The following is a 12,610-nucleotide window of genomic DNA, read 5'->3' on the forward strand; positions in this document are numbered from 1 at the left end:
TAATAGGAACTAAGAATAGTTCGCACGTGGCACAATACCGAGAAAGCGGACAAGGCTCTCGGGGGCCACAATATTCAATCCTGTTCCAAGCTCGCGCTCGCCGGATACTACAAGACGGCTGAAGATATGCATTTTCTCAGCATCCATCACGATGCCACCCCAAACCGCGTCTTGAATATAACGCGCCACAAAACCTGCCAACACGTCAGCAATTTGAATGCCGATGGACTCGTGTGAGTTAAGGAACTTCAGACTCGCGGACGATGAGAACTCAAAATCCGCGGTCTTCAACGGTATCGTCATGTCATGAGCGGTGACCCCCTCCATCAATCCTTTATTTTGGCGCAGAATATCGCCAAATTGTAGTTGCTCATCATGGAAGAGCGTCACGCCTGAGATCTGTTTCCCGAGATAGCGGTTAATACGGGCGTAAATGTGGGTGAAGGAAGTCAGGTTCGGCAGAAGCCAGACCAGTTTGCCATTGGGGTTGGGATCAGGGATCGGCAAAGCCCGCTGCACTGCCTTAAACTTGGGCAATTTACGGTAATCCTTGAGGCTATCGCGAGTGAAGCGAACAAATGCATCCGCCACGTCTGTCGGTAAGGAGCGGCTTGTCTCCGCCCAGCGAATGAGCTGCTTATGAAAATCGCGGACAGAGGAATGCTCTCGGCTCCGGCAGCACTCGATGAATGCGTGGGACAGTTTTGCAGGTGCATACATCGCCATGTGATCGGCCAGTATCCCCTTGATCCAGAGGGTCTGCGGCTGGGTGTCGCACTCCCCCACATAAGGCAGAACGATTCTGTCTATGATGTTTGTGACTATGAAATAATGCTTGTCTACCGCCTCGACAAAAATCGGACAGCCCGATGCATCAATTAGATCGATGAGGTCGCTGGTAAATCGAGGTCGCTTGTATGCTTGCCCCGACTTAACCTCTGGAGATCGGATGTGATGAGTTTCCTTGAGGGCCAAGAATCGCGCTTCGAAAGTCTCATCGAGGTCGCAACCTATGGCGGCCAGCGTGAACATTCGTTGCTCTTTGAAGTAGCCCTCCATCTTAGCAGTGGTGAGATCACCGGTATTTCCGCTTTCGTCGAGATAAAATGCCTTGGGAGAGGTGACGTGGTCGCCTGATCGAGCTGGTGTGTGCCCCAAGGGAATGGATCCTCCTAATGTCTGGACCGCTCAGACGTAGAACTTGAAAGGTTGCTTTTCTTCGCCCTTCGCAGATCCCATCGTCAATACGTCTCCCACCATTTTGGCAAACCGCACGGTCACAGGTAGCCCATCATTGAAGTTGCAGGAGTTATAGTTGATCTTGGTGAGCCCCATGATGTCCCTGAGGACGATGGATATATGAGGCTTTTCATTCTTGCTACGAAGCACGGTGATGTGCAGTGGGTTCGGTGTTTCGGGACCAATGTACGTGTCGAGCTGCGGAACATAACCTGTGGACCAAAGATAGGCTGTTTGGTCGTCGAGGTGCAGCGCGGTCCCGCGCAGGACTGGATAGTCGCCATCACGGAACAGCTTCGTCTCGCCACTGGTCGGGCGGATACGGACTCCGATAATGTTTGTTTCTTTCGGTGCCGCGGCAACAAAGCCCGCCCATTCCTCATCGTTGAACGTTGTCTGGCCATGAATGAACAGTTCGGCAGGCGGCCTACCATGCGTCTCAACATAGGTCTCCAGAACCAGCTTGATGAGATCGCGCGCTGCTCGCGCCTTGAGATGGAATTCATAGTCTCCAGTCTTCCACGGGCCATTGGCGCCGCGAAAAACGACGCCGTCTCCTTCGTTTAGGAACATCTGGGCTGCGCAGCAGGAATGTCCATTCGGATCATCCGGCAAGCTCTTGAATACCATCCCGATGTAGCAAACGCCGGGCCGCACTTCGGCGAGCCGCCAGGGCGGTTTGGGCTGCGTCTTGTAATAGAGACCAGTTGCCAGGTTCCACGCCGTGGTCGCCGCATCTTGCGTTTTGCGCAGCGGGTAACCGGCCTTATTCAAGAAGGCGTCCGGCGCCAAGGTCGTCTCCCGGATCATCTGGGTCGGGGCCAAGCGCAGGAACTCAGCTTTGATGCGACGGTGGAAATCGGGCACATCCTCGAAGATTTTCTCGTCGCTTTGATCCACTAGCCCGGTCGTCGACAAGAGCGGGATCTCGGCCTTGGCCCTCTGCTTCTTGCCGAAGTCGCCCTTCTCCAGATTCAGTCCCGTCCTCCGGGATTCTGGACGACAGCGGTCATAGATGATTTCAGGAAGCACGAGGATCCAGACATCCACCGCTCGCTCTTCGTTGCGGAGATACTTCTGTACGCGGTCGATGTAGAGCTGTGCGACTTTGTCGACAGCTTCATGCAAATTTAAAATGCGCGTTGCTCTGTCGATATCGTCAGGCGGGATAGACAGCGTACTGCACTCATCGGGCTCGAAGGTGATGCCGTACGCCTCTTCAAGCCCGGGAAAATTGGCCAGGTGAAGCCGATCGGTTTTTTCACCTTTGCCGGGTGGTGGAACCTCGACCTTGTCCAAGAGTCGTCTGGCCCAAGTCCGGAAATGGGCAATACCATCAACGGTCCCGACCACACCGACCCTGATTTCGCGTGACTTTTTGCCCTTCGCGTAGGGACCATACAGAAACAGCCCGTCTTTGGGATGCGCGCTACGCTGCGCAAAAGCGAATTCGAGATCGGGCTCACCAATATGCTCTATGTTGAGCGAGGTTTCCGGAAACTTCACGCCTCTTCCTCTAGCGCAGATTCTGGCCGACCAAGTGTGCTGACATCGGGCTCTTCGGCATCTGCGTCGAGCTCATCGGGCAGCTCGGTACTGACCGGCGAATTGAACAGTATCGGGGTCGCGTCGAGCACGACGGCACTTGTGCTCGAAACAGCCAGCCTTAAGTAAGCAGTCTCACCCGACAGCAGTTCAAGAAAGGCCAGCATACGGCCATGCCACTGCTTGTTGCGCCATCCCTTGCAGTTCGATCTGCGCAGCCGGTGCATCTTTCTGTGATCGTCGATCGCCTCCCCGTCTTCGGTGCCGTTATCGACCGCGAACAATACCCGCGATTTGAGTTTGAAATGCCAGAACGGCCACAGGAACGGCATTCCCGTCACGCCATATTGCCAGATATGGCCGCGCGCCACGTTGCGCAGCATGGAAGAACGATGCGATCCCTGCCGCCCCCACGGAATCTTTTTTCCTCTCGGGGCCAGTTCCGGAGAGGGATGAAAGCCAGTGGCGTTGGAATAGGCATGCGGCGCAAATCCGCGTTCTTTGCAAAAGGCTTCCCAAGCTTCTCGGAACATGCGGACCATCATGTTCGACGCCGGTTGCCGCTCCAGATCGAGCGCCGGCCAGCCGCTTTCGGCAAATTCCAGCGTGTCCAGCTCTTCCGCCAGTGCAAATCGGCCGACGTCCATCAGCCACTCGTCGATATCGCATTGTTCTGCAAAGGTGATCAGACCGCGTCCATGGGGAACAGCAGGAAATGGTAGGGTCGCCGCCGCGCGCCTGGCCCGGTCCTCATCACCAACTCCCACATTTTCGAAATAATGGATGGAATCCGGGGCTTCCAAGACACGCAGCCAGTTGGAGGTAAGACGCTCTGGCTCATTGACTAATGCAATGCTTCCTCGCCGCCGGAACAAATCCCAGTTTGGATCGATCGCTGCGCCGCTGGCTGGTTTGGGTACTTTTTGGCGCTGCAAGGATTCCAGCAGCGCTGTCAGACCCTCTCCCCATCCGCGGACAAAATCGACCGCGATAGCATCACCAATGCCCTTGATCTTTTTGCCCGACTGGAGACGCAGAGGTATGATGAAACGGTCGTCTTCCAGCTCCTTTGCAACCTCGAGAGCGATATCGATATTGTCTTGCACCTGGCGATTATTGCGCGCGTCCTCGGTCATCACAAGCAGCGCCTTGGCTGTGCGGTGCTGCAATATCAAATCCTCGACCCGACGCCACCGATCGCCCGGCTCCAACGTCAAAATATCCGCATAGACGCTGTATCCCGCCGCCTCCAGCTTGGGTGCCAGCCAGAGCGCAAACTCGTCGTCTCCCGGCGTGGTCTTGATCAGAAAGATCATATCCCGCTCGACATCGAGCGTATCCTTCTCGGTAGAGTTGGCATCGCCGGATTTCGGTTTAAAGATTCGCTCGAAGACTTCGGGAATGGTGTCTCTTGTCGCCTGGGCTTCCATGAAGGCCTCGGCGATCACTTTTTTCAGTATCCCGGTGGACGGAGCCCACAGCTTTGAATGGGCTTTCTCGATCTCAGGGTGTTTGCGTAGCAGGGCATTCAGATCGTCGGGTCCGAAAATATCGCCTGTGTTCTGGAGGCTTGGGCCTATGGTATCTCTCAGCTCGGATTTGTTATGGGGAGTGAGCGCGGCCGATGTGACCAGAATATACCTATGGGGGGCTAGGCGGTCGATCGTCTCCCGTTCGGCAGCCATCTTCGACTTCAATTTCGAAGGGCCGGATCGGTGATAGTGCTTCGCCTGCAAAATGGTCGAGTCACCGCCTGTACAATGGCGGCCATCCATGCCGCTATCTGGGCCTTCCGCGAATGCCTCGAAACGTATTTTGAGCTCAGCACCCACCAGTTCGCGGGCGAGCTCTTCAAACTCAGTTGGTGACAATGAGGCGAAATCATAGCTCATCACCGCAGTTGGTTGAAAATCGCCACCACCGTCAAGGAGATAAAGCTGATCCTGGTCATTACTCCGGTTATAAAATCATCTAGAGTTCGCTGCGCGCCCCTTTTTGGGCACTCAGCCGTAGTTTGAACATCAAACCTCCTGTATCAACCAAAAAAGTACCTGTGGTTATTTTCAGCTTCGATGTAGGCTTTCGAGTTCTATTCTTATGTTTCGATTATGACTTGCAGTTCATCATCTGCGCTCGCACTGAATGCGGGGGACATTCCCAGTTTGACCGCTTTTTTCGAGGGCGAAGTGGGGACATCTGCTACTTATAGGCTGTGGCAAGAATGCGGACTGACCGATTGCAGACCAAACAGCTGACTTTCTATCGACTGCGTATTGCCCTTTGCTTTGGCCTGCTAAGGGATCATTGGATGCATCTAATTCTGTCCGAAATGTGCATACATTTTTCGGACAGATTGTATCGACAATGTCCGAAATTGTGCTACATATTTCGGACATGAATGCTGATGTCTCACCTTTGAAAGCGCAGATTCTCGAGCGCATCGCAACCCAGCCGGGGAACGCGGTCTGGACGCCATCTGACTTCCTCGAGCTCGCTAACCGTGATGCAATCGACAAAAGCCTTCAGCGGCTGGTGAACGCTGGAGAGCTGCGCAGGATCGACCGGGGATTGTACGATCGGCCGAAAATTAACAGTCTTACCAAAGAAAAGAGTGCGCCCGATCCTCGACAAGTTGTCGAGGCAGTGGCGCGTCGAGACCAAATACGCGTGCTCGTCGATGGAATGACAGCAGCAAACGATCTTGGTCTAACCAATGCAGTGCCGGCGAAAATTGTCGTACACAGCGAGGCAAGGTCCAAGACGATCAAGCTCGGCAACCTCACCATCGTGTTCAAACAGACAGCCGCCAGCAAACTCTACTGGGCTGGCCGCCCAGCGATGCGGATTGTCCAAGCCTTGCACTGGCTTCGCGACACGATGCTGGGTGATGATGTCAAAAACTGGCGCGAGAGAGTGACCAGTATTCTCACGGATCCCGTTCATGGGAAGAAACTGCGAGCCGACCTGGCAGATGGCTTCGCTACTCTACCCGCCTGGATGCAGGACTTTTTGCGTCCATTGCTGCACGATCAGGCACCACTATCGTGAACTCTGCTTTCGATGAAATTCTGCGTGCCGATGCAGAAACGCGCAACGGGCTATATGCAACAACGGCCCAGAGGCTTGGTACGACGCCGCAAAACGTCGAGAAAGACCTCTGGGTTTGCTGGGCACTTGACGCACTATTCAACGGACTTGGCGAAGAGCCTCGACTACTATTCAAAGGCGGCACTTCTCTGTCCAAGGCATTCGGTCTGATCGAGCGCTTTTCTGAAGACATCGATGTGACTGTCTTCCGCGATGATCTGGGCCATCCAGCGTCAGTTGAAGAACTCGAAGCGTTGAGTGGTAACAAACGCAAAGCCGCGCTCGACCAAATGCGTGAGGCCTGCGAAGCCTATATCAACGGGCCATTATTGGAACGCCTTGAGGCACTTTGCGCCGAAACCGTTACTAGAACAGGGATCGAGAAAGCTGCGCTACGGGTGGAACCTGATACTCGCGATCGACAAACCCTCTTGTTGATCTATCCCAGTGCGACGCCCACCGATGACTACATCGCGAAGTCGGTGAAGATCGAATCAGGGGCAAAGTCAGCCCTCGATCCCAATTCGCTACAAACCCTCACACCTTATGTCGATGCCGATGTTCCGGACATCGATCTCTCCGTACCGAACGTGACCGTAGTCGATGCCGGGCGTACGTTCTGGGACAAGGTGGTCATCCTTCACGGTCTGCGGCGCTGGTATGAGAACCGGGGGCAATTGCGGGGTAATGGGCAACGTGTCTCACGCCACTATTACGATGTGTTTCGTTTGCTCCAGTCCGACGCAGGCCTAGCAGCGCTGAAAGACCCGGCTCTTGGTAAAGACTGTGTCGCTCACGCCCGCATGTTCTTCAATCGACCGCCATTCGATCTAGCCTCGGCCCGCCCGCCAACCTTCGCCTTGTGTCCCGAGGAAGGAATGATTGATGATCTGCGGCAGGATTATCAGGCAATGAGTGTCATGATTTTCGGTGATGCGCCTGCATTCGACGAAGTTATTGAAGCCGTCGCCGACTTGCAAAACCGTTTGAACGGGCGAACATGACAGGCTTCCTAGACCGCCTGTTCGGAAAACGCTCGCCTGAGCGCAAAGGGCGAAGCAAGCGCTCAGGTGCAAGGCTCGATATCGACGAATACAGCCACGGTCTTGTCAGCATCGCACAACTCGACTTCATAGGTCATCATGCCAAGTCACCCAACGGAAGTTACCGGCTGATCTGGGCCGACAGAACACCTGACGGCTCGCGAGGTGGGAACCGAGAAAGCGGGCACGGTTCGTGGTCACTGCTTCTTCACGATCAGATCGTGACATCTGGCAAACTTGAGCGACCGCAGGAAGGGAAGGTCGCCGACAATGGTGCCTTCATTCTCCACGATTGGATGTTTGGAAACGGATTACAGAGCCGTTTCATCGCCTACGATTGCCATGGGCAGCAGCTCATTAACCAGCAGTTTGCAGCCAACCTTATGAGCAATAGCCTTTCCCCTGATGGGCGTTATGCCATCTGCCAGACGGCCAATGCACCTGGGAGTGATGACAGCTGTCGGTACATGCTGTTCGACCTTGAAGCCCGGCGTGAAATCGCAAGATGGGAAGTCGAGACTGGTTGGGCTGAGGGCTACGATTGGGATACTGGCGCCGAAAAAGTAATCATCTGCCTTAAAGATGGAGAGCGGGTCGCTTACGATTTTGCTGGTTCTATGATCGACCGTGACGGTTGGCAGAGAGCTCGGATCGCTGCTGGCGATCTAGGCGTGGTCAAAGACCTGCTGGCATCCCAAGAACCCCCTTCAGAAGAAGTACGAGCGGAAATCAAGGCTGGCCTCGAACGTGCAGCGCGCGAAGGCGAGCTATGGGGGCAGGCTCGTGCGTACCGCTTTTTGGGTGAAATGTATGAAGCTGAGGGTAAGCGTGAGAAGGCGATCACGGCCTATGATGAGGCGCTAACACTAGACCCTAAGGTCGGTGTCGCAAGACGCGCTGACAAGCTTCGAAAACAAATGGGTCAGGGCGAGGCGAAACCTGCGCGCAGAAAACAAAGCCGTTTTGAAAAACAAGCGCAGAGGCTTGGTGTCGAGCATGATGTAATCGTGCTTGAGAAGGGTGACGGAAAGGACTGGAGGCTACAGGCAGCCCATCAATGGTCCTCGGTCGAGTTTGCTTCACTGGAACACTATCGCAATTTGGGCTGGAGCGGAGCTGCTTCCGAAGGCGGTTTAATCTTGACTTTGCTCAAGGCAGCATCGTTTCCAAGGCTCGATCCACGCGACGCCGACACCTTTGTCGAAGCATTGTATGCGCAAAACGTTGCGTTTGATGAGGACCGTTTCGACAAGGGAGATCTGATCGCGGCGGTTTCACAAGCGACGCGTTCTCAGATCGAAACCAACTGGAAGATCATCTCTGCGAGCGCTGGGAGAACCCCAGCATTCTACCCCACCGTCCATGCAGAGCACGTGCTCGGCCTGTTCGAAACCCTCGGGACTGAACGTCTAGCGAGGATTGCTGAGGTCTTCGCAAATGCCCCATACGATTTCAGATCCGGCTGGCCTGATTTGACTTTGTGGAAGGATAATCTGGCCCGTTTTGTCGAAGTGAAAGCGCCATCCGATAGCTTTCACGCTAGTCAGGCTCGACTTATCTCCAAGCTGCTGCTGCCACTTGGATTTGACGTTGCATTGGCCGAAGTTCGGCCAAGCCCATAAGTACGGTCAATTGCCGAGAAGATGTACCGCTTCAAGCTGTTTGCGGATAGGCATGACTAAAGAGCTCTCCCAAACCATATGACCCGGCCGATCACCTCAACTCCTTCACGATCGACATCATTCCATGAAGGATAGGCGGGATTGTCACTGGAAATTGTAATCTGTTTCGCGCCGGGCTTGATGGCGATGCGCTTTACGACCAACGTATCGTCGGAGCGCAGCACATAGATGCCATCCCGCAGCCTTGCGCCATGATCGGACGCATCGACCAGAACCTCATCGCCATCGCTAAGTGTGGGCTCCATCGAATCTCCCAGAACGCTTACGATTGAAAGGCTGGCGCCCTTAGCGCCGGTCAATCTCCTGAGCCATTTCTCGTCAAACCCAAAGCGCGTGTAACTGGTCTCATTCGATGCAATAGCGCCGAAGCCGGCTGAGGCATCCACGTCCAGAACGGGAACTTCGATCATTCCATCCATTGGTGTTTGAGCAGGACCACCGAGCCTTTGTTCATCGACCCCAAAGAAGCTTGCAAGTGTCTTGCGATCCTCGGGGTCAAGGATACGAGGCGATCCGCGCTTTATGAATTGCTGGATATAGCTTGGATTACGTCCAAGCAGCCTCGAAACCGCCGCGTAGCCGTATCCGCCCTGGGTGATCAGCCTCTCAAGTTCCTCTCTTACATGTTCCATTTGTGTGGTCCTTCAGGATTGATCGTAGGATTTCTTCCTAGACTCGCGGAAATCATCCTAGTAAGAACATAACAAGAACACAAGGGATTTGCGAGTCGGAGTGAGAAAGGTATGACGCTGCTGGAACGGATCGAAAGGCATCTGAAAGACAACCATATTTCTGCAACGCGTTTTGGTAGGCGAGCCGTGGGCGATCCCCGTTTTGTGCTCGATTTGAGGATGGGGCGCAGACCACGCCGAAGAACCATTGAGCGACTCAATGCCTATTTGAATACACCTGAAAGCAGGCGTCCTTCGATCTCCCCGCAGCATTGCGCCAAAGACCCGAACGGTTTGACCAAAAGACCCTAAGTCCAGAAGGTGACCGACCAGATTTTGAGCTTCGTACAACTTGGCTTACACTCTCGTCTTGAAAGCAGAGGGGGCTTTGGTTTCTGGCGAAAGGACGCTGACTTATGAGCAATTCCGACAAAACTCCGCCGGAGAGCAAAGGCGATTGGGAAGGCTTTCGCGAAATCGACCGCGCTATCGCTGAGGATCGCCTGACATCCTACACTTGGAAGAAGACTTGGGCTGATCCTTGGGGACGTTTGAAGGTCATCGTAATCTTCTTGGGCCTGTCCGCATTTGTTGCGTTCGTGATTGCGCACGACATGATCCTCTAAGGACAGCTACCACTCCTTCACATTATCGGCTGCCTCTGCAGACGCGCCTTGTGCGTCTCGCGTGGTCCGATTGAGTGATCCTCTTCTTTGCACAATGCCTCGAGAGCCCTCGCTTTGCCTCTGACTAACGTCGTCTGCGATCTCTTCTCTGCCATTTGACGGATCCCCCAATGAGCTTGGCACGCTGCCAAGACGAACAGAACCGCGAACACCGCCTGCGCTTCCAACATTGGGCCGCGCCACCGGCGCTCCATCAGGTAGGACAAGTTCGCTCGCGATCTCGTCATTGAGGCCATCAGCGTAGCTTTCAACAAAGCGAGATTGCAGTTGTTGCCCTTGCGCGCTCATTTGGAAGTCGATGTCATCAAAGCGAGCTTGGCCGTAATAATCGCGATTGGCATCGATCTCAGCCATGCCCCATTCGCGGTAGGCCTGACTTAGATTCAAGGTTCCGGCTGCATTGGTGCTTTCATACCAGCTGGCCTGGCTCTCCAACCTATTGGCTATCTCTTCTGCCCGCCGTGCTTCGAGCGTGTAGCTTTGCGCTTCAGTCAGTGAGGTTGTGACACCGGCGGCGCTGCTCGAGACAAGCGCTTCTGAGCTTGAACTCGTTTCGCGCAGGAAACCTTCTCTCGAGTTTGACCAGTTCTGGCTTTCTGAAATTTGGCTCAACGCACTTTCGATACGCGAACGATCTTCCGAGGCGATCCCGATATCGCTGTCGGTCCAGCTTTGATTGCGTCCGCCCTTGACGCCTACACCGGCTGATCCAGCGCCTCTTTCTCCCTTTACACCAAGAGCTCCATCGCCATTCAGGAACCATGAGACCGTGATGTCGTCCGATGCCCGGCGTGATAGGCCAAATTGCTGCTGGAGTGTGTTCGATGCATTATCGAGTTCACTGAAGGTTCTGCCAATGCTGTCATTGCTTGATGTTCCGCTGACCGTCTCATTCGAGCGCGACCGGGTGTAAGCATCGCGCAGTTCGCTGAATCGCGTAACCGCCGAGCTCGTCGATTGCTGAGCGAGATTTGAGAAGGTCTCGCTCTGGCTGCGGCTCTCGCTCGCCATGGTCGAGAGTCGGCCGGAGAAATCCTGTCCAAGCGTCGGGGTAAAGGGATAGCTCGAGTTCGGCACGTTGGCGAACTCGGCTTGCGGGAAGCTAGTTGTCTGGGTGCCGTTCTCGCCAAAGCCTCGCGTTTGCGCGGCGCCATAAGCGATGTTTGGCGCGAGGCTGCCTTGCGCAAATTGGCGGGAGAAGACGCTCGAATTGTCGAGATTGGTGTTACCAAGTGAGACGTTGCCCGTGCTCGCTTCGCGCGCTGCCTCTTCGGCCGCGTTCTGGCTGGGATTGAGATAGCTTGTGGCTTGGCCCGAAATGGCCATCGCCCCGCGGGCAACCCCGCCTGCGAGGAAGGGTATGGAGGCGACAAGATATCCAGCGAGAATACCAATATCGTTGTTGACGTCGGTCATGCCGGAAAAGGTTGCAAGGCTGAGACCGCTCGAGCCGCTTGCTGCCGCGACATCGCCCGCGCCTTTCAGCATCAAGATCATGTGGAGGATGACAAAGAGCGGTCCCCAGGCAGCGAGGTAGAAAAAGCCGGTGACATAGCCTCTCAGCGCAATCGGCCCGGTCCTTGGCATGAGAAAAAGCGGGAAGAGAACAGGAAAGAGCGCGTAGAATACCACCGTCAGCACGACATTGAGGATCGGCACCCATTTCATCGCATTATGCGCGATCGAAGAATATGTGCGTTCGGTCTGGATATCAGCTCGGGTCTGGGCAAACACATCGACACTTGAAGCGCCGCTTGATCCGGCAAAGCCATGCATGGCTTGGTTCATCGCGTTGATCGTCAGCACCTGACGAAAGATGCTGCTCGCATCCTTCGAAATGCCTGTCAGATATTGATAAGCGACGGGCAAGTCCGCGATGAGCTTGGCTTTAGCGAGCACTTCAGTTTGCCTCGGATAGAGCTGGCGGACGGCAACAAGCGTCATCTCATCGATCATGCTCGCCCATTGGCCAGATAGGCTTGTGTACGCCTCACGGCAGGTAACAATATTGGCTGTGACGCTGTCATCAGCTTGGCGAGTCAGGAACTTCTGCGCGCGCGCTGGGCTACCCGGCGCTATCGTTGCCCAGATGTCATCGCTTCCTGAGAGCTCTTTCATCGAATAGCGGCCAAGCAGCAGGTCGTAGAACACGCACTGGCGCACATGCTCATCGAAGTTCGCGGCAAATTCAGGATCAGCGATGCGCAGGCTCCGCGTCGCCTCGAGGAGGCGCGCGCCGTAAATCATACCGTTCTTGGAATAGTTGAGATCATCGGGCAGCCCGAACACGGTCTCAGCCGAACGTGTCAGGTAATCGCCAATCTGGCTGGTGAAGCTCGCCATAAGTGCAAGGCCGAGCGGAACATTGGCGACAGTCGCAGGAGCCAGGCTGGGATTGACGCGGTCTGTCACCTGCACATCCATGCGCGGCACCATCAGGCACATATAGATGAGTGTCGCTCCCAAGAACCAGTTGAGCCAAGCGCGCCAATTCTGATTGAATGCAACGACTATAACCGCCAGCGTCATAGCCATAACGAGCGCCACCTGAATCAGGCTCTTGTAGCCTCCGGCACCTGTCCATGCGGCTACGGCGTTCAGGACATTGACGATGTATTCGCCACCTCCGGTGGTGAAGATCTCGACCATTATCTTTA

The 12,610-nt window shown here is 54.9% G+C and carries 10 protein-coding genes; 5 read left to right on the top strand and 5 right to left on the bottom strand.

Annotated features, from left to right (window positions below):
* Positions 1 to 9: 9 nt before the first annotated feature.
* From ACFCXQ_RS05275 to ACFCXQ_RS05285, 3 genes are read right to left on the bottom strand one after another with little or no spacing between them, the layout of a single operon-like run.
* Positions 10 to 1,158, bottom strand: coding sequence for a DUF3800 domain-containing protein (locus ACFCXQ_RS05275; RefSeq protein WP_379553769.1), 1,149 nt, complete (start codon positions 1,156 to 1,158; stop codon positions 10 to 12).
* Between the two features lie 30 nt (positions 1,159 to 1,188).
* Complete coding sequence (locus tag ACFCXQ_RS05280; protein ID WP_379553771.1) at positions 1,189 to 2,745, bottom strand: argonaute/piwi family protein; 1,557 nt, start codon at positions 2,743 to 2,745, stop codon at positions 1,189 to 1,191.
* Complete coding sequence (locus tag ACFCXQ_RS05285; RefSeq protein WP_379553773.1) at positions 2,742 to 4,676, bottom strand: toll/interleukin-1 receptor domain-containing protein; 1,935 nt, start codon at positions 4,674 to 4,676, stop codon at positions 2,742 to 2,744. Before ACFCXQ_RS05285 ends, ACFCXQ_RS05280 begins: the two co-directional genes overlap by 4 nt.
* Positions 4,677 to 5,148: 472 nt before the next feature.
* Here ACFCXQ_RS05285 and ACFCXQ_RS05290 point away from each other — a divergent pair, with 472 nt between their 5' ends.
* From ACFCXQ_RS05290 to ACFCXQ_RS05300, 3 genes are read left to right on the top strand one after another with little or no spacing between them, the layout of a single operon-like run.
* Positions 5,149 to 5,832, top strand: a complete 684-nt coding sequence (locus tag ACFCXQ_RS05290) for a DUF6088 family protein (protein WP_379553775.1) — start codon at positions 5,149 to 5,151, stop codon at positions 5,830 to 5,832.
* Positions 5,829 to 6,875, top strand: a complete 1,047-nt coding sequence (locus ACFCXQ_RS05295) for a nucleotidyl transferase AbiEii/AbiGii toxin family protein (RefSeq protein ID WP_379553777.1) — start codon at positions 5,829 to 5,831, stop codon at positions 6,873 to 6,875. The genes ACFCXQ_RS05290 and ACFCXQ_RS05295 overlap by 4 nt, the downstream gene beginning before the upstream one ends.
* The gene (locus ACFCXQ_RS05300) at positions 6,872 to 8,536 is read left to right on the top strand and encodes a VRR-NUC domain-containing protein (protein ID WP_379553779.1); all 1,665 of its coding nucleotides are present in this window, start codon (positions 6,872 to 6,874) and stop codon (positions 8,534 to 8,536) included. The genes ACFCXQ_RS05295 and ACFCXQ_RS05300 overlap by 4 nt, the downstream gene beginning before the upstream one ends.
* 56 nt (positions 8,537 to 8,592) lie before the next feature.
* Here ACFCXQ_RS05300 and ACFCXQ_RS05305 read toward each other — a convergent pair whose 3' ends face one another.
* Entirely contained in the window at positions 8,593 to 9,228 is a 636-nt protein-coding gene (locus ACFCXQ_RS05305) for a S24 family peptidase (RefSeq protein WP_379553781.1), read from the bottom strand.
* Positions 9,229 to 9,339: 111 nt separating this feature from the next.
* Between ACFCXQ_RS05305 and ACFCXQ_RS05310 the strand changes: the two genes are divergently transcribed.
* Positions 9,340 to 9,579, top strand: coding sequence for a hypothetical protein (locus ACFCXQ_RS05310; protein ID WP_379553783.1), 240 nt, complete (start codon positions 9,340 to 9,342; stop codon positions 9,577 to 9,579).
* Between the two features lie 104 nt (positions 9,580 to 9,683).
* The gene (locus ACFCXQ_RS05315; RefSeq protein ID WP_379553785.1) at positions 9,684 to 9,893 is read left to right on the top strand and encodes a hypothetical protein; all 210 of its coding nucleotides are present in this window, start codon (positions 9,684 to 9,686) and stop codon (positions 9,891 to 9,893) included.
* A gap of 6 nt (positions 9,894 to 9,899) precedes the next feature.
* Here the strand turns inward: ACFCXQ_RS05315 and ACFCXQ_RS05320 are convergent, their stop codons facing one another.
* Positions 9,900 to 12,602, bottom strand: coding sequence for a conjugal transfer protein TraG N-terminal domain-containing protein (locus ACFCXQ_RS05320; protein WP_379553787.1), 2,703 nt, complete (start codon positions 12,600 to 12,602; stop codon positions 9,900 to 9,902).
* Positions 12,603 to 12,610 lie beyond the last annotated feature (8 nt).

Source organism: Qipengyuania rhodophyticola (genome assembly GCF_042493225.1).
Classification (GTDB): Bacteria; Pseudomonadota; Alphaproteobacteria; order Sphingomonadales; family Sphingomonadaceae; genus Erythrobacter.